This is a genomic window from Pseudomonas sp. GW821-FHT05H12 (assembly GCF_059419385.1).
In genome coordinates, this window is record NZ_JBWKRS010000001.1 from 1 (window position 1) to 22,425 (window position 22,425).

Below are 22,425 nucleotides of genomic sequence, written 5' to 3' on the forward strand. Positions count from 1 at the left end.
CCCCCCCCCCCCCCCCCCCCCCCCCCCCCCCCCCCCCCCCCCCCCCCCCCCCCCCCCCCCCCCCCCCCCCCCACTACCGTTAATGGGTGCCTTGGAAGATGATGTTTTCGGGGTTGAAATGCTCTACCGAGCTACCCGGTTGTGGCAGGCCGAGGATATGGCCCTTGATCTTGCCAACCACGTGCATTTCGCAGGGCTTGCAGTCGAACTTCAGGGTCAGCACTTCATCACCGTGAATCAACTGCATCGGCGCGACCTTGGTCTTCACCCCGGTCACACCCTTGGCCTGTTTGGGGCACAGGTTGAACGAGAACCGCAGGCAATGCTTGGTGATCATCACCGGCACTTCGCCAGTTTCTTCGTGGGCTTCAAAGGCCGCGTCGATCAGCTTCACCCCATGACGGTGGTAGAAGTCGCGGGCTTTCTGGTTGTAGACGTTGGCCAGGAACGACAAATGCGCTTCCGGGTACACCGGTGGTGGTGTGGTCTCGGCTTTACGTCCGCCACGAGGGTGAGCGGCCACACGGGCAGCTGTCAACGCTTCGATCACTTCGCGACGCAAGGCCTTGAGCTGCGAATTGGGGATGAAGAACGCTTGCGGTGCATCCAGCTGGATGTTCGTGGCGTGGTATTCGGTGGTGCCCAACTGGCCAAGCAGGTCACGCAGGGTGTCCAGCGCCTGTTCCGGTTTGTTGGCGACGCCAAACGGGCCGGGCAGGGTCACGCTGGCGCTGATGCCTTCTTCGCTGGTGGCGGTCACTTCCAGCTGTTCTTCGCGCAGACGAGCAGCCCAGGTCAGGCCGATGCGGCGCTCGGATGAGGTCTTGAGCAGCGCCTGTTGCCAGTTGTGGTCCAGGTTGCGGTTCAACGGGTGGTTCGGGCGCAACTGGTGCAGGCCGGCCGGCATTTCATTCGGCTCGACGCGGTAGCGGTAGCGCTTCTCGCCGTCTTCCTCGAATTCGCCTTTAGGCTCGGCGATGTTGGCGCGGAAACCCACCACTTCGCGCTTGATCAGCACGTTGAGGCCGTCGCCGTTGGACAGTGGCTCATGAGTGACCACTTGCAGATCACGCTTGCCGGCTTTTTCCACCACACCCACCGGCAAACCGGTGAAGGTCGGGGTGTCGAAGGCGCCGATGTCGACCTTACGGTCGGTGACGAAATAGTCGGTGCTGCCACGGTGGAAGGTTTTTTCCGGGTCGGGCAGGAAGAAGTGTGCGGTACGGCCGCTGGACGCGCGGGCCAGGTCCGGGCGGTCTTCGAGCACGTCATCGAGGCGCTGGCGGTAGTAGGCGGTGATGTTCTTCACATAGCCCATGTCCTTGTAGCGGCCTTCGATCTTGAATGAACGCACACCGGCTTCGACCAGGGCGCGAATGTTGGCGCTCTGGTTGTTGTCTTTCATCGACAGCAGGTGTTTTTCAAAGGCCACGACGCGGCCCTGGTCATCTTTCAAGGTGTACGGCAGGCGGCAAGCCTGGGAGCAGTCGCCGCGGTTGGCGCTGCGGCCGTTCTGCGCGTGGGAGATGTTGCACTGCCCGGAGAACGCCACGCACAGCGCGCCGTGGATGAAGAACTCGATGGCGGCATCGGTCTCGTCGGCGATGGCGCGGATTTCCTGCAGGTTCAGCTCACGGGCCAAGACCAACTGGGAGAAACCGGCCTGGTCGAGGAACTTGGCGCGACCCAGGGTGCGGATGTCGGTCTGGGTACTGGCATGCAGCTCGATGGGCGGAATATCCAGCTCCATCACGCCCATGTCCTGCACGATCAAGGCGTCAACGCCGGCGTCGTAGAGCTGATGGATCAGCTTGCGCGCCGGTTCCAGTTCGTTGTCATGCAAGATGGTGTTGATGGTGGTGAACACGCGCGCGTGGTAACGGCGGGCGAACTCGACCAGCCCGGCGATATCGCTGACGTCGTTACAGGCGTTATGGCGGGCGCCGAAACTTGGGCCGCCGATGTAGATGGCGTCGGCGCCATGCAAGATAGCCTCCCGCGCGATGGCGACATCGCGGGCAGGGCTGAGCAATTCAAGGTGATGCTTGGGCAAGGACATAGTTTTTTTAGTCAGGCTTGTCACGGTTGAGGCGCGCATTGTAGCCGTGAAATGCCTGGGCAGCATCTACCGCAGGGCTGTCGGGCTTTGGCGAGGTGGGTCAGGGGATATCTGTATTGGCCGTGCGGCCGCCATCGCAGGCAAGCCAGCTCCCACAGTCGAGCGCATTTCAACGGGTGAACGCGGTCCCCTGTGGGAGTTGTCGAGCTTCAGCGAGGCTGCGAAGGCGGTGGGTCAGGCTACATCTTTATTGGCTGTGCCGCCGCCATCGCTGGCAAGCCAGCTCCTACAGTGGGTGTCAGGCCTTGGCCGCCATCGCGGTGACTTCCACGCGCATGCCTTGTACCGCCAAGGCGGCCACGCCCACGGCGGCGCGAACCGGCCATGGTTTGGCGAAAAAGCGCTTGTAGACTTCGTTGAACGCGGCGCGATCGGCCATGTCGGTGAGGTAGATGGTCAGGTGCATCACCCGGTCCATGGAGCTGCCGGCTTTTTCCAGGGCGACTTTCAGGGCTTGCAGGGTGCATTCGCTTTGCAGGGTGATATCGCCCAGTTCCAGGCTGCCATCGGCGCGGGTTGGCACCTGGGTGGAGACCAGGATGCCGTTGAAACCGATCACATCGGAAGAAATGGAGTCGGCGTCAGGATCGGGCGTGAAGGACAGGTCGTGGTTGGCCATGGGGTTCTCTTGGCAGGAAAAAGGGCCGTCAGTCTAACCCCTTGGCTCAGCGCAGGTCACTGCGCAGCTCGCGCACGCCACGGCCCAGGCGCTGGCGCAACAGGGTGCGCAAGGTGGAACCGTCGGCATAACCGACCTCACTGGCAATCGCCTCGATGTCCATGTCGCCACCGTGCAACAGCGATTGCGCACGTTCCACACGCAGGTCCTGGAAGTACGACAGCGGTGACTTGCCCAGCACGTCTTCGCAGCGCCGTTGCAACGTGCGGCGGCTGGTGGCCAGGGCCGAGGCAGCTTCCTGCAGCGAGAAACCCTGCTTGAGCCGCTCCCGCGACCAGCGCTCGAAGCGCAGGATCAACGGGTCGGCCTGGGCCAGGTGGTTGGGAATAATGTACGGCGCCTGCAAGGTGCGAATATCCGCCAGCAGGTAGCGCGACACCACATTCGACAATTCCGGGCTGGCCTGGCGAATCAGCCACAGCGCCAGGTCCAGGTGGCCCATGGCGGCGCCTGCAGTCACGCCCACATCGGTCTGTACCAGCATGCGTGACTCATCAAGTTTCACATGTGGGTAGCGCTGGCGAAACAGCGGGGCCAGCCACCAGGTGGTGGTGGCCGGGCGATGGTCCAGCAGGCCGGTTTCGGCGAAGAAAAATGTGCCCACACACGACGCGGCGATTTGCGCGCCTTGGGCATGCCATTTCAATAACTGCGTCTTGGCGTCACGCACATCCGCCCGCGCCAGTGCGGGCACCAACAGCTCAGGGCTGGCGGTGGCCGGCGCAGGCAGGACGACCCAGTCGGGTTTGTGCTGGTCATTGATCGGTTGGGTCGGAATAAGCAGGCCATGGCGGGTGTGTACCTTCTTGCGTACCCCGACCAGGGACACCTCGAACACCGGTCCGGTGGGCGAAAGCGTGTTGGCTAACGAGAAGGCATCAAGAAACACCGAGAGCCCGGTGTCGAACAAACCTTCCAGGGCAAGGATGGATAAGCGCATGGCGTAAATGGTCTCAAAGTTGGCATTTAGGACGATACTGCATCGCGCCCACGACTGCCATATTGGCGGCTCCAAACCTCACCGGAGCAACACTATGAAAGTCATGGCCATCGTCTCGATCCCCCAGCCACTCAGCCCTGAGCAGCAAGCGCGGATCATGCCCAAGGAAGTCCCCGCCACCCTGCAGTTGTACCTGGACGGCAAGATCGAGCAATTCTGGTTTCGGCACGACGTGCTGGGTGTGATCTTCCTGCTGGAAGTGCAGAGCATCGAAGAGGCCAAAACCCTGGTAGAAGGTCTGCCCCTGGGTGATGAGGGCCTGAGCCAGTGCGAGTTCATCCCCGTCGGCCCGCTGGCGCCGCTCGGCTTGCTGTTGCAAGGCCGCTGACCGGCAGGCGCCGTCGGTAGTCGACGGCGCCTGTTAGTTCATGCCCAGCGGCGGAACAGCACGCTGGCATTCACCCCGCCAAACCCGAAGCCATTGGACAGCGCATACTCGATCGGCAATGGCCGGGCTTCACCGCGCACCATGTCCAACCCGTCGGCCAGCGCGTCCGGGTTTTCCAGGTTCAGCGTCACCGGGGCCACCTGGTCACGCAAGGCCAGCACGGTAAAGATCGCCTCGATCCCGCCCGCAGCGCCCAACAAGTGGCCGGTGGCGGATTTGGTCGAGCTGATCGCCGGGCTGCCCTGGGCACCGAATACCGTCTTGATCGCGGCCAGTTCGCCCTTGTCACCCACGGGCGTCGAGGTAGCGTGGGCGTTCAGGTACTGCACTTGCGCAGGTTCGATGCCGGCCTGGCGCAGCGCCTGGGTCATCGCCCGGCGTGCACCGTCACCGTCTTCCGGGCCAGCGGTCATGTGATACGCATCGGCACTGGTGCCGTAACCCACCAGCTCGGCAATCGGCTGCGCGCCACGGGCCAGGGCGTGCTCCAGTTCTTCGATCACCAGGATGCCGGCGCCTTCGCCCATGACGAAGCCGTCGCGAGCCTGGTCAAACGGGCGTGAGGCGCGCTCGGGGCTGTCGTTAAAGTCGCTGGACAGCGCCCGCGCCGCCGCGAAACCCGCCAGGCTGACCCGGTGGATCGCCGCTTCGGCACCGCCACACACGGCCACATCCACCTCGCCGGCACGAATCATCCGCGCGGCGTCACCAATGGCTTGCACGCCCGCCGCACAGGCGGTCACAGGCGCGCCCAATGGGCCTTTCAAACCATAATTGATCGACACATGCCCGGCCGCCATGTTGCTCAGAAACGACGGAATGGTGAACGGCGACAGGCGACGTGGGCCTTTGCTGTCAGTGGTGCGCACGGCATCGGCAATGGCCGGGAAGCCGCCCACGCCCGAAGCAATGATGGTGGCGGTGCGTTCCTGCTCCTCGACCGTCTTCGGTGCCCAGCCGGCTTGCTTCAACGCCTCATCCGCCGCCGCCAGGGCGAACAGGATGAAGCGGTCCATCTTGCGCTGCTCCTTGGCGGCCAACAGCCGATCCGGGTTAAAACCGGCTTGAGGGTCTTGCTCCACGCTCTGCACCTGGCCGCCGATGCTGACGGCCAGGTCGCCGATCAGTTCTTCCGGCAGGCGACGAATGCCCGATTGCCCGTTCAGCAAGCGTTGCCAGGTGGATTCAACACTGGCACCCAACGGCGTCAGTGCGCCCATGCCTGTCACCACGATACGTTTACTCATGATCAATCGACTCCGGTTGCGTTGAGGGTACAGACCCTATGGACGTCACTATCATCATGAAAGTAACATGGCGTCACACAAGTTTGTACTCGCACACAGGAACGCCGATGCAACGCAAATCCCTTGTCAGTGAAGAATGCCCGATTGCCCGCAGCCTGGAACGGGTAGGGGAGTGGTGGAGCATGTTGATCATGCGCGATGCGTTGCATGGCTTGCGGCGTTTTGATGAGTTCTCGCGCAGCCTGGGCATCGCGCCGAACATGTTGACCCGTCGTCTCAATGGTTTGGTGGAGGCGGGCATGCTGGAGCGTCGGGCCTACAGCGAGCGGCCACCGCGTTACGAATACGTGCCCACCGCCAGGGGTGAGGACTTCGGCATGGTGCTGATGTCGCTGGTGGCGTGGGGCAATCGGCATTTTGCCGAGGAGGGCAGGAGTGTCGAGGTGGTGCAGCGTGACACGGGCCTGCCGGTGCAGCCGATGATGGCCACCGCCGAAGGTGCGCTGGTGCCGTTTGAGCAGTGCGTGGTGCAGGCCGGTCCAGCCGCCAGCGCAGGTATGCGCCAACGGCTGAGCCCGGCGTGATTACAGCAGGGTGAACGGGTAGTCGACGATCAGGCGCAGCTCATTGAGCTTGCCGTCACGCTGATCGGCGTTGGATGAAACCATCGCATCGCGCACGCGCAGCGACAGGTTTTTCGCGGGGCCGCTTTGCAGCACGTACTTGGCTTCCACATCGGTCTCGTGATGGTCGCCGTCGGCACCGTAGTCGCCCACATAGGCGCTGTTGGCCGGGGTGTGGGTGCCGTTGATGTCGGTACCGTTGACGTAGCGGGTCATGAAGCTCAGGCCCGGCACGCCGTAGCTCGCCATGTTCAGGTCATAGCGAATGCCCCAGGACTGTTCGCCCGGGCCGTTGAAGTCACCCCACTGGATCGAGTTGGCCAAGAACACCGAGTCGCCGCCTTCGCCGGCGCCGTTGTTGCCGGTACCGATGTAGTCGAAAGGCGTGTCGCCGTGCACTTTCTGGAACGACAGCGTCAGGGTATGGGCCTGCAGGAACGAATAGGCCGCCGCCAACGAATACGTGGTGTTGTTGATCGCACCGGCCTTGGCGCTGCCGGTGTCGAGGGTGCGGTACAGGTTGCCGTCCAGTGCCAGCGACTGGTCATGACCCAACGGCAACACATAGTTGAGGTTGGTGTAGTACTGGCGCCAGATGTCTTCCAGCTCACCGGCGTACACCGTCGCACTCAAGGACGGCGTGAAGGTGTATTTGCCGCCGACGAAACTCGCACTCTTGGCCGCAACGTTGGCGTAGGTGGCGTAGATGTCGTGCTCATGGTCACTGGTCATGCCGCTGTTGGTGCTGGTGAAGTGACCCGCTTCCAGGTCCAGGCCGGCGATTTCGCTGCTGGTCAGGTCAAAGCCGGTGGCGGTCTGCGGTAGGATCCGCGTGCCCCCGGTGGCGAAGACCGGCGCGGTGGGCTGCATGTCACCGTACTTGAGCTGGGTCTTGGAAATCTTGATCTTCACTGCTGCGCCCACGGAGCCGTAGCCGTCCTTGGGGTCGCCATTGCGGTCGGTCGGCAATTCGCCGGTGCCGGCGTCGGCGTGGGTGGCATCGAGTTTCATGGCGCCATAGGCATAGGCATCCACGCCAAACCCGATGGTGCCCTGGGTGAAGCCCGAGGCGTAGTTGAGCATCGCGCCCTGGGTCCAGTCGCGGTTGTCGGCCTTGCCGCTTTGTCGGTCGCGGTCGAAGTAGTAGTTGCGCAACAGCCCGGTGATGCTGCTGCCGTCGATAAACCCCTTGGAATCGGCCTGGTCACTGACGGACTCGGCGAAGGCCGCTTGGCTGATACTGGCGCACACGGCCAGTGTTAACAGGCTCCACTGTTTGATCATGTTGTTTACTTCCCCGGAATAATTAACGCGCGCACAGAAACACCGCACTTTATTTGGTTAATGCATAGGTTTTATGGGCAGGGTTTGAAGTGAGGCGTTGCCGTTTTTATTGTGTTCGGCGTGAGTGCCGAAGCTGATTCTAAGCACAGACTGCGCGGCCTGCAGCCCTGTGGATGATTAAACTCGATTAATTAAACTTCACTATGTTTAACCGAGCGCAGGTGTAGCGTTGAACAGGTCTTAGCCGCTCTGCTTCGACAAAAACCTTTGGTTTGCCGCCGCAGGCTCTGCGGCGGATTTTTTATGCTTAGTTAAACTAATCTATATAAATATTCATCTATAACCGTCACCCGGTGATGGCAGTATGATTGCGCCGATAATGCTGTCTGTGTAACAAGACTGTTGCACTTACCCCTCAATAATCCCTTCTCCCACGCCGTACCAGGAGATAGGTGATGCAGGTCAATCCGGTCGATAGCAAACCCGCCGCAGGCGATAACGCGAACTGGAACAAAGCAGTGTCCAGGGCGGTAGACAATCAGCCGGGCGACAACCGTCTCGGTCCCGATACAAAGCGTCCCCAGGGTGACTTTCGCAGTGCCCAGCAGATCATCGACGACAACCCGCTGCTCAAGAACCTCGGCAACCAGAGCGGCGTGAAAGACAAGCTGCGCGAGCGCGTGGGGGACTTCGAACATGACCCGGACGCCGCCTACCGCGCCAGCCGTGTGCTGGAACACATCGAGAAGCTCGACGAAAACGGCAAGCCCACCGTCAAGCGGGCAGAACTCAATGACGCCGGCAATGGCAGGATCGACGGCTTCACCAAAGGCGGCGATGCGCGCCACGGCACCGAGGCCGGGCGCCTGCAGGACTTCGGCAAATACGGCTGGGACACCCTCAAGGGTGAGCTACCGGTCAGCAAACCCAAGACGCCACCCAAGGGCGACGCGCCCTCCAACCACTTGCCCTTGCCGGGTGAAGGACGGCCGGTGGGCGACACCCGCAGCGCCCAGCAGATCATCGACGACAACCCGCTGCTCAAGAACCTCGGCAACCAGAGTGGCGTAAAAGACAAATTGCGAGAGCGTGTCGGTGACTTCGAACACGACCCGGACGCTGCGTGGCGCGCCGCGCAAGTGCTCAACTACGTCGAAAACTACGACGAGACCGGCAAGCACATCGACGGCGGCGATGTGGGCAACGGCAAGATCGACGGCTTCACCAAGGACGGCGAAGCCCGCCACGGTACCGAGGCCGGGCGCCTGCAGGACTTTGGCAAGTACGGCTACGACAACCTCAAGGGCCTGGACGGCAACAGCGCCGACGACCAGATCAAGGACCTCAACGCCAAGGCCACCGAAGACGCCGTGAAGGCTGCCGGGGGTGATGCTTCCAAAGTCGGCGCCGATTACTTCACCACGGGCAACACCAGCGCCAGCGGTGCGGATAAAACGGCAGCGATCATCGAGCTGTCCACCGGCCTGGCCAACTACAAGGCCGGCGCCGACGCCTTTGCGCATCAGGGTCCGGATGGCGCCAATGAATGGTCCGGCGAAGGCAAGTCGCCGGGCCAGCAGCGCGAAGACTTCATCAACGATGTACAAAGCCGTATCGACAAGCTCAGCAAGGACCCCGACGTCCAGCAGTTCCTCAACACCCAGGGCACCGAGCAGTTGCAGAAAATGGTCGCCGCCGACCCGGCATTGAAAGCCGAAATGGAGCGCCGCCTGGAAGCGTCATCCAGCACCGACGCCCTGGAAAATGCGTTCGCCCCCAAAGGCGTGAGCACCACCGACGCGCTGTCGAGCTTTATCAAATACCCCGACTTCTACGCCCAGGCGTTGGGCAAGCAGCCGGACTACAAGAAAGCCTTCGAGAATGCCCCGCAGGCGATCAAGGACAGGGTCAAGGCTGACTACGCCAACATCACCTCCGGCAAAGAAATGAACGACCTGATCGCCAGCGGTGTGCCAGCGGACAAGGCGGTGATCCAGTCCGGCGTGAACAAGGCGATCTTCGACGCCGTGCTCGATGACAAGACCGTGCAGGCGGGCACGTCGAGCTTCAATGACGCGGCTGCCAAAATGGGCCGCGAGGACTTGCTCAAGGGCCAGTCCATCGATGATTTCTACCGTGGCCTGGGCGTGACCGGCGCCAATGACCCGCGCCTCGAACAAGTCATCAACGACAACATCGCCGCCTTCACCCCGCCCGGCGAAGCGCCACCTAAAACCGCCGATATCATCAGCGGCATTCGCGCGGTGGAAGACGCCATGCGCGGCGGCGCCAAGTTCGACGACGCCATCAAGAAGGTCCAGAGCACCTGGGGCGGAAAACTGCCGGCCGGGGTCAGCGCGACCTACAAGGCCGGCGTGATGCACGGGGTTTCCGGGGTGTTGCTGGCCGGCGCCATCGGCACCCGGATCGCCAGCGGCAGAGGCGGCAGTACCGCGCAGACCGTGGGCCAGTCGTTCCAGGCGGCGGGCTTGTTCATGGAGGGCGGCGCCAAGTTCGTCCAGGACCAGTTCGATCGCACCAAGCAGGGCACCTACAAGTTTGATGCGCCCAAATTCGTGAAAGACGTGGAGAACGTCGGCAAGAGCCTGGGCGGTGTCGCGGGCAACGTGCTGGGGTTGGTCACTGGGGCGATTTCGGCGAAGAACTCGGCGCAAAGCGGTGACAAGGTAGCGGCGGGTTTTCAGGGTACGTTCGCTGGCCTCAATGGCTTGTCGGCAGTCGCGGGCGCGGTGGAGGTCGCCACCTATGTGGTGCCGCGCATCACCACCGTGGCCGCCGGCGTGGCAGAAGCGGCAGGCGCCATCGGCGGCGCAGCCGGTGCACTGGCGGGCGCAGTCGGCGGGATTGCGGCGGTGGGTGGGCTGATCTACGCGATCATTGCCGACATCAAGGCTGACAATGCACGCAAGAAACAACAGGAGGATTGGTACAAGGGGCTGTCGGACCAGTTCAAGGGGTTCGGCGTGACGCCGCCGCCACTGGACGTGATCATCGCACCGAAAAATGGCTATGTGGACGTGGGTAATCCCAACGCCAATTATTGACCGTGGATGACCTGTGCCGGTCACCCGGCACAGGTGCATGGGCTTCGTTACGCGCCAGCGACCCCCGTGCCCACCATGTCCCCAGGCACGATGATCCGGTCATAGTCCTGCTCGCTGACCTTGCCGGATTTCAACGCCGCCGCCTTCAGGGTCGAACCTGTGGCCTGGGCGTCTTCGGCAATGTGCGCGGCATTCTGATAGCCGATCACCGGTGACAACGCCGTCACCAGCATCAGGTTGTTGTCCAGGTAACCCTGAATTTTCTTGCGGTCCAGCTCGGTGCCCTCCACCGAATAGGTGCGGAACTTCGCGCAGCCGTCGGCCAGGATCGTCGCCGAATGCAGGAAGTTGTTGATGATGATCGGGCGCATCGCGTTCAGCTCGAAATTGCCCTGGCTGCCGGCAAAGGCGATGGCAGTGTCATCGCCGATCACCTGGATCGAGATCATCACCATGGCTTCGCACTGGGTCGGGTTGACCTTGCCGGGCATGATCGAGGAACCCGGTTCATTGGCCGGCAGTTGCAATTCACCCAGGCCGCAACGTGGGCCAGAGGCAAGCCAGCGCATGTCATTGGCGATTTTCATCAATGCCACCGCCGCACCGCGCAAGGCGGCACTGGCGCGGACCATGGCGTCGAGCGAGCCCTGCGCCATGAACTTGTTGGGCGCCGTCACAAAGGGTTTGCCGGTGAGTTCGGCGATCTTGGCCGCGATGGCTGCCGAGAAACCGCTGGGTGCGTTCAGCCCGGTGCCCACGGCGGTGCCGCCCAGTGCCAGTTCGTAGAGCCCCTCACGGCTGCGCTCGATCTCGGCGCTGCAGCAGCGGATCTGCGCGGCCCAGCCACTCCATTCCTGGCCGACCGACAGGGGCGTGGCGTCCTGCAAGTGCGTACGGCCCACCTTGATCACGTCCATCCAGCCCTGGGCTTTTCGTTCAATCGTCTCGGCGAGACGGTTGAGTTCCGGCACTAGGCGCTCATCGATCACGGTCACGGCGGCAATGTGCATGGCGGTGGGAAAGCTGTCGTTGGACGACTGGCCCATGTTCACGTCGTCGTTGGGGCCAACTGGGTGCTGGGTGCCAAGGGTGCCGCCGAGCAATTGGATCGCGCGGTTGGACAGCACTTCATTGACGTTCATGTTCGACTGGGTGCCAGAGCCGGTCTGCCACACATACAGCGGGAAATGCTCATCGAGCGCGCCGGCAATGGCTTCATCGGCGGCTTGCACGATGGCGTTGCTCTTCCATTGCGGCAGGCGCCCGGCGTCCGCATTGACCAGGGCGCAGGCTTTTTTCACCACGCCGTAGGCGTGATACACCGCCTTGGGCATGCGGTCATCGCCGATGGAAAAATGCTGCAGGGAACGCTGGGTCTGCGCCCCCCAGTATTTGTCGGCAGGCACCGGCACCGTGCCCATGCTGTCGAATTCGCTGCGGTGTCCGATGGCGTCAAGGCCGATGGCGATGTCGCGCAATGTGGTGTCTGTCATGGCTTACCCCTTGGATAAAGGTCCGGAAATTGGGCGTTCAGGTCGAACCGCCAGGGCCAGCAGCAGGCCCACGGCAATGGCAGCGCTGACGATCACGGTGGTGATCGCCAGTGAAGTGGTGTCGGCGATCAACACCAGTGGTGAATCGGCCCCCAGGGACATCCATTGCAAACCGCCGACCCCGGCGCGGAACCCATAGGAACCCGGCACCAGCGCGACGATGCCAGGGAAGGCGAACACCACGGGTGGCACCCGCAAACGTGCCGCGGCGAGCAGTGCCACCAGGCCTGCGGCAAACGCCCCGACCAGCGAGGCGCAGGCCAGGTCCAGCCCATGCTGTTGCAACAGCGTGCGCAGGCCATGGCTGGCGATGCCGCACAGCACGCACACCCACAGCACACGCCAGGGCACATTGAAGAACAGCGCGTAGCCAGCCGCAGCGGTGGCCGCAAACAGCATGTCCTGGCCCAGCGGCAGCGATCCCGGGCCGCTGCCCACCGGCAGGCTGTCACCCAGCAGGGCGGCGGCGATAAACAAGGCGAAGCCGATCACCAGTACCGTCATCGCTCCCATGGCGATGCGCGCCAGGCCATTGCCGGGATGACCGCTGACCAGGTCACGCACGCCATTGATCAACGGCACGCCGGGCACCAGGATCATGCCGGCCGCCGTCAGGCACAGCACCGGCGATGCACCCGAGAAGGCACGCAACACCAGGATGCTGCACAGGCCGCTGAGCAGTGCGGTGATGAACACCACCGCCACGCCATTCACCGCATGACGCCCCAAGGCGCGACGCAGCAGCGCGCTCAGCACGCCGGCCACAAACGCGGCGGCCACCACCGACCATTCCCCACCAAACAGGCGGGCCAGCGAGGCGGCGGTGAGGCCAATGCCCAAAGCCATGGTCATGGCGCCGTGGTCTTGAGGGGCATACTCCACGGCGTCCAGTTGCGCATCAATCGCCTGGGCTTTCAGCGTGCCCAGGCAAATGCTGTCGACCAGCTGTTGCAACGCCATGAGCGTGCCCATGTCCACGCTCATGCCGACCAACGCATGCCCGACCTTGGTCTGGAACTGCGCCTCGGTCCCCACCGTGATCAGCAGCGCATCCGCCGTGACCAGCACCTGCACCGTATGGCCCAAGGCACGGCCCACGTCCGTGAGCATGCGCTGGGTATGCGCGGTGTCGGCGCCGTGGGTCAGCAGGATCCGCCCGAGACGCGCCGTGAGGTGCGCCGCACGCGCCAGTGACACCTCAGACATTCTGCAGGCCCAGCACCTGCGCGGTGTCGGCGCGGGAGGCACGGAGGGCGTCGCCGTCGGTCTTGAGGTCGATGCCGTAGGTAGGAATGATTTCTTTCAAGCGCGGCAGCCAGGCTTGCGCCGTGAGTTTGTCGGCAAAGCATTTTTGCAGCACTTGCAGGGCGATGTGCGCGGCGGTGGAGGCCCCGGGGGAGGCGCCGAGCAAGGCCACGATGGATTTGTCCTCAGCGGCGATCAGCTCGGTGCCGAACACCAGTTGGCCACCGCCGTGCCCAGTCGGCTTGATGATCTGCACGCGCTGGCCGGCCACGGCTTCTTTCCAGTCGGCCTGGCGGGCGTGGGGGAAAAACTCCTGGAGCGAGGCGAAGCGTTCATCGGCGGTCTGGGTCACCTGGCTGATCAGGTACTTTTCCAGGTCCCAACTGTGCACGGCCACGTCCAGCATCGGCCCGAGGTTGGCCGGGCGGATCGACTTGAACAGGTCCAGGTAGGAGCCGGACTTGAGGAATTTGCTGGAGAACCCGGCATAGGGTCCGAACAGCATTGAGCGCTTGCCGCCAATAATGCGCGTGTCCAGGTGCGGCACCGACATCGGTGGCGACCCGTGGGGCGCCTTGCCATAGACTTTGGCCTGGTGGCAGGCAGCAACTTCCGGCACATCGCAGCGCAGCCAGATACCGCTTACGGGGAAGCCGGCATAGCCATGGCCCTCGGGAATGCCGGCGTTCTGCAACAGCTCGATCGAAGCGCCACCGGCACCGATAAACACGAACTTGGCCTGGGTGATCTCAGTGTTGCCGGTGCTCAGGTCCTTGACCTTGACCCGCCAGTGGCCGTCATCGCCTCGGCTCAGGTCAACGACCTGGTGCTGGTAGTGCACGCTGAAGCCAGGTTGCTCCGCCAGTTGCCCAACCAGCAGGTGGGTAAGGGCACCATAGTCGACGTCCGAGCCTGTGGCCATGCGGGTGGCGGCCACGACAATCTTGGGGTCACGCCCCTCCATCACCAGCGGCGCCCAGCCCGCAATCACGCTCGGGTCTTCGCTGTACTCCATGCCGTGGTAGCAGTGATGGGCCGACATCGTTGCGTAGCGTTTGCGCAAGAAGTCGCGGTTCTCTTCGCCGGTGACAAAACTCATGTGCGGGCAGGCATGGATAAATGCCGCGGGGTCGGCAATCGCGCCCTTGCGCACCAGGTACGTCCAGAGCTGGCGGGAGATATCGAACTCGACGTTCACTTCCAGGGCATTGCTGATGTCCACGCTGCCATCGGGTTTGAGCGGGGTGTAGTTCAGCTCGCAATTGGCCGCGTGGCCGGTGCCGGCGTTGTTCCAGCCATCGGAGCTTTCCTGGGCGCAATCGTGCAGCGCTTCGTACATTGCCACCTCAAGGCCAGGTTCCAGCTCCTTGAGCATTGAACCGACCGTGGCACTCATGATGCCGGCGCCGATCAGGACCACGTCGACGGTTCTAGACACTGTTGCGTTGGGCATGGGCATTCACCTTCAGTAGGGATTGAACAGCGTTGAAAGCGTTGTTAGTTCAAAAGCACAGGCACGAAAGAGTTCCGCTACTGCGAGCGGTTAGTGTGTAAGGCAGGGCAGGCGTCTTTGCGTGGTAAAGACTTTTTGGTGATGTCGATGCGAATAAATATGCAGCCTAAGTTGAGGCTGAATAAATAATCGTGATCCGTGATGGTCGGGCTGGAGCGCCCGTTTTCCGTGAATTCAAGTGAAACTATGTAACGCTTTCGACGACAATAAAGGGCGGTTGAAAGTCTCGTCAAGTGACTATTGATTGATGGTCAAACTATTTTTCCCAGTGTTCAGTCGATGTTCAGTTGTCCGCGTCTTGAAAGTGCAGGGTATCTAGACATCTTATAGCTTCAGGCAACTATGGAAGTTAAACGAAGTTTCATAAAGATGAACCTGTCTGCCAGGTAAGACGGTCGACCTCTTGGCTTATTCCAGGCGCCCACGAATTTATTCAGCGGTGGGTTTTCCGTCCGCAGGCGGCAGCCGCCCCAGGGCTTCCATGTCCTTGGCCGGTGGCAGGCCGAACATGCGCCCGTATTCGCGGGTGAATTGCGAGACGCTTTCATAGCCCACGGCAAAGGCCGCGCTGCTGGCGGACACGCCCACCGACAACATCAACCGGCGCGCTTCGATCAGGCGCAATTGCTTCTGAAACTGCAGGGGCGACAGCGATGTTGCCGCGCGAAAGTGGATGAAGAATGACGACGGGCTCATGCCTGCCGCTTCCGCAAGACGGCTGATTGGCAGCGGGCGGGTGAATTCCCGGCGCAGCAGCGCCACGGCGCGCGCTACACGCTGGGCGCGGCCTTCACGCCAGCCCAGGCGTCGGATCGCTGCGCCGTGGCAACCGGTCAGCAACCAGTAGTGCAACTCACGCACCAGTGGTGCCTGTAGCAAGCGCACCGAGGCAGGGCGTTCAATCAGGCGCATCAGGCGCAGGGCCACGTCGGCGACTTCGGCGTCGGTGTGATCGGTCAGCACCGGTGTTGCAGGCGTCATGCCCGTCGCGCGCAGCTCGGCGGTACTGATTTCGGCCGTCAGGTCAGCGATGACCCGCGAATCCAGGTCTAGAATCAGCGAGAGGTAAGGCTGCTGTTCGCAGGCTGAAGTGATCTGGCTGATGGTCGGCGCGTCGGCGGTGATCAGCAGCGAATCGCCCGCGTTCAGGGTGAACGACTGCTTGCCCACGGCCACGCGCTTGCTGCCTTGCATCACCAGGCAGACCAGAGGCTGGGCAACCTCGTGTATCAAGCCACCGGGCAGGTGGGCGCTGACGATAGACATCCCGGGAATGGGCGTATGGGCGATTCCAGCGGCGTCGGCATGGGTCTGGGCGTAGCGGGACACGGCATTGAGCAAGGCGTCATTCATAGGGCGTACTGCGTAAAAGCGGATTTCAGGCGTGTGAACGCGATTCGCACGAGGAGTATCAGGCAAAAAACATCGATTTTTCGGCAAGCGATCCCGCAGGCGTTTGCCGTAGTGTCCTGTCCAGGCACTGGCCGACGAAGCGGCGGGCCCACGGCTTTCTTCACTGTGTTTAAGGCTTTAACCTGTGCTTGGACGAATGCTAGGCCTGCGCCGCCGTCGTGGCGTTGCCGAAACCTCGACCTTGTTTGCCCATTCCTTCCAGTCGTCTCATGCGAACGGATGAACCCCCCATGACCTACACACTGCTCGACGCTGTGCGCCATTACGTCGAGGCCAACGCCAACGCGACCGGCGTGGCCCAGACCCCGGTTCCCGGCCTGACGACCATCCGTTCGACCACGCCCAGCGGCCTGATCCATTCCATGCCCAACCCCTTGATATGCCTGATCCTGCAGGGCACCAAGGAGGTGACCATGGGCACACAGACCTATACGTTCCAGGCCGGCGATTCCTTGCTGATCACCGCCGACGTACCCACCGTCAGCCAGATCACCAAGGCCAGTGTGGAGGAGCCTTACCTGTCCATCGTGCTTGACCTGGACCCGGCCGTGATCGCCGAATTGTCGTTGCAGATGAAACCGCAACAGGTCGCTGTGGGTATGCCGGTCAAAGCCGCCGAGCGCACTGATGCTGAAGTGGTGGATGCGGCGTTGCGCTTGATGCGCACCCTGGACTTCCCCGATTGCGCCCCCGTGCTGTATGCGCAGCGCGTGCGCGAACTGCATTACTGGCTGTTGGCCGGACGCCACGGTGCGGCGATTCGCCGGCTCGGCTGGACAGAGGGCCAGGCCCACCGCGTGGCGCGTGCGGTCGCTGTGCTTCGCGCCGACTTCAAGCAACCATTGCCGGTTGATCAACTGGCGGCCACGGCGGGGATGAGCCCGTCTTCGTTCCACCGGCATTTTCGGGCGGTCACCTCGTTGTCGCCCCTGCAGTTCCAGAAGAACCTGCGGTTGATCGAAGCGCGCCGGATGATGATGGCCGAAGGTTCTTCGGCCAGCAGCGCCGCGTTCAATGTCGGCTACGAAAGCGTGTCGCAGTTCAACCGTGAATACGCGCGAATGTTCGGCTTGCCGCCGATCAAGGACGTCGAAGCCGTCAAGGGCTGGGCCATGGCGTCCGCCTGATCCACCTGCGGCTGCGGGCGATTGAAAACACCTCCTGATGGAGGTGTTTTGCGTTCTGGGCTCACGCCGCAGATGTGTAGCAATAGGCAAACAACGTCGAGTTTTGAACTGCTCGTGCAAAACAGCGGACGGGATACTGGGGGTGTCGACACTCAAGCAGTGCGGCACCTCCACTCACCCAGAAAGGTTACCCCTGATGAGCACCGTGCTGTTTGTTCTTTCCGCAGCAGACCACTGGACCCGCGCCGATGGCAGCCATTATCCCACTGGCTACTGGGCCGAAGAGTTCGTGGTGATTCACGAGATGTTTGCCCAGGCCGGCCATACCGTGGCGCTCGCCACGCCCGGCGGCGTAACACCCACCGCCGACCCGAAAAGCCTTGATCCGGCATTTGCCGGGTCGCAGGTCCAGCACTTTGTCGACTACCTCACCAGCATTGCCCAGGACTTGCAGCACCCGCTGAAACTCGCGCAGGTGAACACCGCCGCTTACGCCGCCGTGGTGGTGCCAGGTGGGCACGGCCCGGTCGAGGACCTGTACAAGGACGCCGACATGGCCCGCGTGCTGTTCGACGCCGACAAGGCCGGCACCTTGATTGGTTCGGTGTGTCACGGCCAGGCGGCGTTGCTCAGTGCGGTCAAGCCCGATGGCAGTTGGCTGTTTGCCGGGCGCAAGCTGACCGCGTTCAGTGATGAAGAAGAAGTCGACTTCGGCACCGCTGAAAACGCCCCTTGGCTGCTGGCGACCACCTTGCGCGAACGGGGCGCGAACTACGTGCGCGGCGCGGAAAACTGGGCGCCGTTTGTGGTGAGCGACGGCCATTTGATCAGCGGCCAGAACCCGGCGTCCAGTGCGCCCATGGCCGCTGCGGTCCTGCAGGCACTGGCCGGGCGGGTGTAATCATGGCCAATACCTTTCAGCTGTTGATCGACGGCGTCGAACGCGACGGTTCAGACGGTGTGAGCGAGGCGGTGGTCAACCCGGCCACCGGTGAGGTGATCGGTCGCGTCGCCCACGCCTCGCCGGCAGACCTCGACGAAATCCTCGACGTGGCCGCCAGGGGCTTGCTGGAATGGCAGGCGGTGATGCCGTGGGAGCGCGGCCGCATCATGAAGCGGGCCGCCGCACTGCTGCGGGCCGACGTCGAGAGCGCGGCCCAGGCAATTACCCTGGAGCAAGGTAAGCCGTTGGCCGAGGCGAAAGATGAAGTCGAGCGTTCGGCGGACTTCCTCGAATGGGGCGGTGAAGAGGCACGGCGGATCAGTGACCGTGTGCTGAGTGGGCGTGACAGCGCGCAGCGCTTCGAAGTGCAAACCCACCCGATCGGGGTGATCGCAGCCTTTACCCCGTGGAACTTTCCCATGGCACAAGCCGCGAAAAAGTTTGCCGGCGCCTTGGGGGCAGGGTGCTCGATCATCTGCAAACCGTCGCAGGAAACGCCCGCGTCGGTGTTGATCATGGCCAGGGCGCTGCTCGCAGCGGGCGTACCGAAGGCGGCGATTGCCGTGGTGTTTGGCAACCCCAATCAGGTGTCCGATCACCTGATCACTTCACCGATTGTGGCGAAAGTGACGTTCACCGGTTCCATCCCCATCGGCAAGTTGCTCGCCACCGCAGCGGGTAGGGCGATGAAACCGGTGACCATGGAGCTGGGCGGCCATGCCCCGGTGATTGTCTGCGGGGATGTCGACCCGGAGGCCACCGCTGATTTCCTGGCCAAGGCCAAGTTCAAAAACGCCGGGCAGATCTGCCTGTCGCCCACCCGTTTTTTTGTCGAGGCCAACCTGCACGACCGATTTGCCGCACGCATGGCGGAACACGCCACCCAGTGGCGCGTGGGCGATGGCCTGGATGCGCAAACGCAGATGGGCCCGCTGGTGAGTGAACGTCGCTTGCAGGCGGTCGCCGAGCTGGTGGATGACGCCCGCGCACGCGGCGCCACGGTGCTTGCCGGTGGCGAACGGTTGGGCACTCAAGGCTTTTTCTACGCGCCCACCGTGCTGACGCAGGTGCCGCAGGACGCGAAGATCCTGCATGAGGAACCCTTCGGACCGCTGTCACCGATCCAGTCCTTTACGGACGAAGAGGACATGCTCGCCCGCGCCAATGGCCTGGAGTTCGGCCTGTCTGCCTACATTTTCTGCAAGGACCTGGCGCGCCAACGGCGCCTGGCCGATGGGTTGCAGTTTGGCGCCATCGGCTTGAACGACGTCGTCACCCATCACCCGGAAGTTCCCTTGGGCGGCTGGAAAGAGAGCGGCATCGGCACCGAAGGCGGCAGCGAGATCCTGGCACCGTACCAGACCACCAAGTTGCTGAGCATCCGTTGATGCACGCCGTGAAACTGGGAGGATTGGGCAAACAACCCCCAGTTTCCGGCAACGCCATCCGGCAGGCCACTTCCTATGATGGCCTCACACCTACTGAGGAGTTTTGCTATGACCACCATCTCTATTGTCACCGGCGCCAGCCGCGGTCTCGGCCGTAACACTGCCCTGAGCATTGCGCGCCAGGGTGGCGATGTCATCGTCACCTATCAGCGCCGTGCAGACGATGCGCTGGCGGTGGTCGCCGAGATCCAGGCCCTGGGCCGCAAAGCCGTGGCGCTGCCCCTGGACACTGGCAATGTCAGCGGTTTTGCCGGGTTCGCCAGCGAGTTGGCTGACGTGCTGCGCCATCACTGGCAGCGCGACAGTTTCGATCACCTGGTGAACAACGCCGGCCACGGCGACTACGCGCTGATCGAACACACCCGCGAGGCGCAGTTCGACGGCTTGGTCAACGTGCACTTCAAGGGCGTTTACTTCCTCACCCAGGCGCTGCTGCCGCTGATCGCCGACGGCGGGCGTATCGTCAACCTGTCCAGCGGGCTCACCCGCGTGTCGTTCCCCGGCTACGCTGCCTATGCGGCAGTGAAGGCGGCGGTGGAAGTGCTGTCGGTGTACATGGCCAAGGAATTCGGCGGGCGCGGGATTGCGGTGAATACCGTGGCGCCGGGCGCCATCGAAACGGATTTTGGCGGCGGTGCCGTGCGCGACAACCCAGAAGTGAACAAGATCTTCGCCGACATGACCGCCCTCGGCCGTGCCGGTGTACCCGACGACATCGGCCCGATGATTGCCAGCCTGTTGTCCGAGAACAACCGCTGGGTCAATGCCCAGCGTATCGAAGTATCGGGCGGCCAAGGCATCTGACCCACGCACGTTCCTATTCCTGATGAGGCTTTACCCATGTCTGATATTGCATTTCTAGGCATCGGCGCGATGGGTTCGCGCATGGCGCTGAACCTGCTCAACGCCGGCCACCAGGTGACCGTGTGGAACCGTGAGCCTGAGGCCGCCGCGGAGCTGGTGGCCAAGGGCGCCAAGCAAGGCAGCAGCCCGAAGGACGCGGTGAAAGGTGCTGAGTTTGTGTTCTCGATGGTGCGCGACGACGGCGCATCGCGCCAAGTCTGGCTCGACCCGGTAAAAGGCGCCCTGGCCGGAATGACCAAGGGTTCGGTGGCGATTGAAAGCTCGACGCTGTCGCCCAACTGGGTGCGTGAGCTGGGTCACGAGGCGGCTCACTATGGCGTGTCGTTGCTTGAGGCGCCGGTCTCGGGCTCGCGGCCACAGGCCGAGTCAGCGCAGCTGGTCTACTTGTTAGGTGGCGACGCCGAAACCTTTGAACGTACCCGGCCGCTGTTGAATGTGCTGGGTTCGTCCCTGCACCTGGTCGGCCCGCTCGGCGCTGGTGCACTGACCAAGCTGGGCACCAATGCCTTGCTCGGTGTGCAGGTGGCCGTGTTGGCGGAGTTGATGGGCATCCTCCAGCGGGCCGGCGCCGATGCGCAGCGCGTGTTTGAAGTGATCGGCGGCACCCCGGTGTCGAGCGCGGCGGCGCGGCAGATGGTCGGGTTGATGCTGGCGGGTGACAACGCACCCAGGTTCCCGGTGGAACTGATGGAGAAAGACTTCGGCTACGCCATCGACGCGGCGGGTTCTGTAGACGACGCACCGACCATTGCGGCGGCGCGCAGTGTGTTCCAGCACGGCATCATCGAAGGGCTGGGCCAGTCGAACATTACGAGCGTGGCCCAGTTGTTTACCCGGTAAAGCAAGACGCCCCCGGCAGATGAACGCGTTGCCGGGGGCGGGTTGTTACTCTTTCACATCCATGAATTCTTCGGCCCATGCCACGTAGCTCTCAGGCAGCGTATAGGTGTGGGTCAGTTCGGTAGCGCTGAGGTTCGACGTGCTGGACGTGATGTTGCGCTGGGCACGCAGGCTGTCGTAGGTGGCCTTGATCGAGGCAAAGTAGGCGCCATGGCCGGCCACCACGATCCGCACACCCAGCTTGGCCAGGCGCTCGCTGTCGTTGAGCTTGGGGTTGGCGTAGGTCACCAGCATCAACGGCACCGTGAGGTTTTGCGCGATCTGCTCCAGGTGATCGAAGTCTTTGACGCCGACCATGCAGATCCCGTCGGCGCCGGCTTTTTCGTAGGCCTTGGTACGTTCGATGACATCTTCGGTCGGCAGCACGCCGGCATTGGTACGCGCGATGATGGACAGCGCCGGATCGACGCGGGCTTCCAGCGCGGCCTTGACCTTGCCGATGCCTTCATCGATGGAGATCAGGTCGGTGGACTTGCGCCCGAATTGCGCGGGCAGCAGGGTGTCTTCGATGGTCAGCGCGGCGACGCCGGCACGTTCGAGCTCTTCGACGGTGCGCATCACGTTCAGCGCGTTACCGTAGCCGTGGTCAGCGTCGGCAATGAACGGCAGCTGGGCCACACGGCCGATCCGCGTGGCTTGCTCGACGAACTCACTCAGGGTGATCAGCGCAAAATCGGGTGCCGCCAGTACCTGCAACGATGCGACCGAACCGCCGAGGATGCCGACTTCAAAGCCCAGGTCGGCCGCGATGCGCGCGGACATGGGGTCGAAAACGGAGGCGGTTTCTACGCAGATCGGCTTTGCAAGCAGTTCACGGAAATTACGGCGCAGTGCTGAGTGAGAGATTTTCGGCATGTTGTTTCCTGGCTCTGGTCATCGTCTTGTGACGATCAATGTCTATTCGTGGTGGCGCGAGATTACCATGCAGGTGAACAAGGGATTATGACGTTTGAGCATGAGGCATGTGCCAAACACATGGATCCAGGGTTCACAGTTAGTCGATGGACAAGACGA

The 22,425-nt window shown here is 62.8% G+C and carries 18 protein-coding genes; 8 read left to right on the plus strand and 10 right to left on the minus strand.

The features are described from left to right. Positions 1–79: 79 nt before the first annotated feature. From AC07SU_RS00005 to AC07SU_RS00015, 3 genes are all read right to left on the minus strand, one after another. A complete protein-coding gene (locus AC07SU_RS00005; protein WP_176996150.1) occupies positions 80–2,059 on the minus strand; it encodes a peptidase U32 family protein in 1,980 nt (659 codons plus the stop codon). 298 nt (positions 2,060–2,357) lie between these two features. After that, complete coding sequence (locus tag AC07SU_RS00010; RefSeq protein WP_178921187.1) at positions 2,358–2,738, minus strand: RidA family protein; 381 nt, start codon at positions 2,736–2,738, stop codon at positions 2,358–2,360. A gap of 46 nt (positions 2,739–2,784) precedes the next feature. After that, a complete protein-coding gene (locus AC07SU_RS00015; RefSeq protein ID WP_494995752.1) occupies positions 2,785–3,738 on the minus strand; it encodes a GlxA family transcriptional regulator in 954 nt (317 codons plus the stop codon). 94 nt (positions 3,739–3,832) lie between these two features. Between AC07SU_RS00015 and AC07SU_RS00020 the strand changes: the two genes are divergently transcribed. Then, positions 3,833–4,126 (plus strand): hypothetical protein, encoded by a 294-nt coding sequence (locus AC07SU_RS00020; RefSeq protein ID WP_178921183.1) that lies wholly within the window; start codon positions 3,833–3,835, stop codon positions 4,124–4,126. Between the two features lie 38 nt (positions 4,127–4,164). On the opposite strand, the gene fabF is transcribed toward AC07SU_RS00020, so the two are convergent. Further along, positions 4,165–5,433 (minus strand): beta-ketoacyl-ACP synthase II, encoded by a 1,269-nt coding sequence (fabF, locus tag AC07SU_RS00025; protein ID WP_494995753.1) that lies wholly within the window; start codon positions 5,431–5,433, stop codon positions 4,165–4,167. Between the two features lie 107 nt (positions 5,434–5,540). On the opposite strand from fabF, the gene AC07SU_RS00030 reads away from it, so the two are divergent. After that, a complete protein-coding gene (locus tag AC07SU_RS00030) occupies positions 5,541–6,017 on the plus strand; it encodes a winged helix-turn-helix transcriptional regulator (protein ID WP_176996147.1) in 477 nt (158 codons plus the stop codon). Here the strand turns inward: AC07SU_RS00030 and AC07SU_RS00035 are convergent, their stop codons facing one another. Next, positions 6,018–7,340 carry an OprD family porin gene (locus AC07SU_RS00035; RefSeq protein WP_494995754.1) on the minus strand — a complete coding sequence of 441 codons (1,323 nt, stop codon included), beginning with the start codon at positions 7,338–7,340 and terminating at the stop codon, positions 6,018–6,020. Positions 7,341–7,795: 455 nt separating this feature from the next. Here AC07SU_RS00035 and AC07SU_RS00040 point away from each other — a divergent pair, with 455 nt between their 5' ends. After that, entirely contained in the window at positions 7,796–10,405 is a 2,610-nt protein-coding gene (locus tag AC07SU_RS00040; protein WP_494995755.1) for a type III effector HrpK domain-containing protein, read from the plus strand. 47 nt (positions 10,406–10,452) lie between these two features. On the opposite strand, the gene fumC is transcribed toward AC07SU_RS00040, so the two are convergent. From fumC to AC07SU_RS00060, 4 genes are all read right to left on the minus strand, one after another. Then, positions 10,453–11,898, minus strand: coding sequence for a class II fumarate hydratase (fumC, locus tag AC07SU_RS00045; RefSeq protein ID WP_494995756.1), 1,446 nt, complete (start codon positions 11,896–11,898; stop codon positions 10,453–10,455). Between the two features lie 3 nt (positions 11,899–11,901). Further along, positions 11,902–13,164 carry a threonine/serine exporter family protein gene (locus AC07SU_RS00050; protein WP_494995757.1) on the minus strand — a complete coding sequence of 421 codons (1,263 nt, stop codon included), beginning with the start codon at positions 13,162–13,164 and terminating at the stop codon, positions 11,902–11,904. Continuing rightward, a complete protein-coding gene (mqo, locus tag AC07SU_RS00055) occupies positions 13,157–14,656 on the minus strand; it encodes a malate dehydrogenase (quinone) (RefSeq protein WP_494995758.1) in 1,500 nt (499 codons plus the stop codon). Before mqo ends, AC07SU_RS00050 begins: the two co-directional genes overlap by 8 nt. Positions 14,657–15,145: 489 nt before the next feature. Continuing rightward, positions 15,146–16,069, minus strand: coding sequence for an AraC family transcriptional regulator (locus AC07SU_RS00060; RefSeq protein ID WP_494995759.1), 924 nt, complete (start codon positions 16,067–16,069; stop codon positions 15,146–15,148). A 290-nt stretch (positions 16,070–16,359) separates the two neighbouring features. Between AC07SU_RS00060 and AC07SU_RS00065 the strand changes: the two genes are divergently transcribed. From AC07SU_RS00065 to AC07SU_RS00085, 5 genes are all read left to right on the plus strand, one after another. Beyond that, positions 16,360–17,256, plus strand: coding sequence for an AraC family transcriptional regulator (locus AC07SU_RS00065; protein ID WP_494995760.1), 897 nt, complete (start codon positions 16,360–16,362; stop codon positions 17,254–17,256). Positions 17,257–17,452: 196 nt separating this feature from the next. Beyond that, positions 17,453–18,157, plus strand: a complete 705-nt coding sequence (locus AC07SU_RS00070) for a type 1 glutamine amidotransferase domain-containing protein (RefSeq protein ID WP_494995761.1) — start codon at positions 17,453–17,455, stop codon at positions 18,155–18,157. A gap of 2 nt (positions 18,158–18,159) precedes the next feature. After that, complete coding sequence (locus AC07SU_RS00075) at positions 18,160–19,587, plus strand: NAD-dependent succinate-semialdehyde dehydrogenase (protein ID WP_494995762.1); 1,428 nt, start codon at positions 18,160–18,162, stop codon at positions 19,585–19,587. A 108-nt stretch (positions 19,588–19,695) separates the two neighbouring features. After that, positions 19,696–20,451 carry an SDR family NAD(P)-dependent oxidoreductase gene (locus AC07SU_RS00080; protein WP_494995763.1) on the plus strand — a complete coding sequence of 252 codons (756 nt, stop codon included), beginning with the start codon at positions 19,696–19,698 and terminating at the stop codon, positions 20,449–20,451. A 36-nt stretch (positions 20,452–20,487) separates the two neighbouring features. Beyond that, positions 20,488–21,351 carry an NAD(P)-dependent oxidoreductase gene (locus tag AC07SU_RS00085; protein ID WP_494995764.1) on the plus strand — a complete coding sequence of 288 codons (864 nt, stop codon included), beginning with the start codon at positions 20,488–20,490 and terminating at the stop codon, positions 21,349–21,351. A 45-nt stretch (positions 21,352–21,396) separates the two neighbouring features. Here AC07SU_RS00085 and AC07SU_RS00090 read toward each other — a convergent pair whose 3' ends face one another. After that, positions 21,397–22,266, minus strand: coding sequence for an isocitrate lyase/PEP mutase family protein (locus AC07SU_RS00090; RefSeq protein ID WP_176996135.1), 870 nt, complete (start codon positions 22,264–22,266; stop codon positions 21,397–21,399). Positions 22,267–22,425: the final 159 nt, after the last annotated feature.

Bases quoted from the DNA above. Each gene is read 5' to 3' on its own strand.
- AC07SU_RS00035 (WP_494995754.1), bottom strand. From the start codon at position 7,340: ATGATCAAACAGTGGAGCCTGTTAACACTGGCCGTGTGCGCCAGTATC.
- AC07SU_RS00015 (WP_494995752.1), bottom strand. From the start codon at position 3,738: ATGCGCTTATCCATCCTTGCCCTGGAAGGTTTGTTCGACACCGGGCTC.
- AC07SU_RS00020 (WP_178921183.1), top strand. From the start codon at position 3,833: ATGAAAGTCATGGCCATCGTCTCGATCCCCCAGCCACTCAGCCCTGAG.
- AC07SU_RS00005 (WP_176996150.1), bottom strand. From the start codon at position 2,059: ATGTCCTTGCCCAAGCATCACCTTGAATTGCTCAGCCCTGCCCGCGAT.
- AC07SU_RS00090 (WP_176996135.1), bottom strand. From the start codon at position 22,266: ATGCCGAAAATCTCTCACTCAGCACTGCGCCGTAATTTCCGTGAACTG.
- AC07SU_RS00065 (WP_494995760.1), top strand. From the start codon at position 16,360: ATGACCTACACACTGCTCGACGCTGTGCGCCATTACGTCGAGGCCAAC.
- AC07SU_RS00060 (WP_494995759.1), bottom strand. From the start codon at position 16,069: ATGAATGACGCCTTGCTCAATGCCGTGTCCCGCTACGCCCAGACCCAT.
- AC07SU_RS00085 (WP_494995764.1), top strand. From the start codon at position 20,488: ATGTCTGATATTGCATTTCTAGGCATCGGCGCGATGGGTTCGCGCATG.
- AC07SU_RS00010 (WP_178921187.1), bottom strand. From the start codon at position 2,738: ATGGCCAACCACGACCTGTCCTTCACGCCCGATCCTGACGCCGACTCC.
- AC07SU_RS00080 (WP_494995763.1), top strand. From the start codon at position 19,696: ATGACCACCATCTCTATTGTCACCGGCGCCAGCCGCGGTCTCGGCCGT.
- AC07SU_RS00050 (WP_494995757.1), bottom strand. From the start codon at position 13,164: ATGTCTGAGGTGTCACTGGCGCGTGCGGCGCACCTCACGGCGCGTCTC.
- fabF (WP_494995753.1), bottom strand. From the start codon at position 5,433: ATGAGTAAACGTATCGTGGTGACAGGCATGGGCGCACTGACGCCGTTG.
- AC07SU_RS00040 (WP_494995755.1), top strand. From the start codon at position 7,796: ATGCAGGTCAATCCGGTCGATAGCAAACCCGCCGCAGGCGATAACGCG.
- AC07SU_RS00070 (WP_494995761.1), top strand. From the start codon at position 17,453: ATGAGCACCGTGCTGTTTGTTCTTTCCGCAGCAGACCACTGGACCCGC.
- AC07SU_RS00030 (WP_176996147.1), top strand. From the start codon at position 5,541: ATGCAACGCAAATCCCTTGTCAGTGAAGAATGCCCGATTGCCCGCAGC.
- mqo (WP_494995758.1), bottom strand. From the start codon at position 14,656: ATGCCCAACGCAACAGTGTCTAGAACCGTCGACGTGGTCCTGATCGGC.
- AC07SU_RS00075 (WP_494995762.1), top strand. From the start codon at position 18,160: ATGGCCAATACCTTTCAGCTGTTGATCGACGGCGTCGAACGCGACGGT.
- fumC (WP_494995756.1), bottom strand. From the start codon at position 11,898: ATGACAGACACCACATTGCGCGACATCGCCATCGGCCTTGACGCCATC.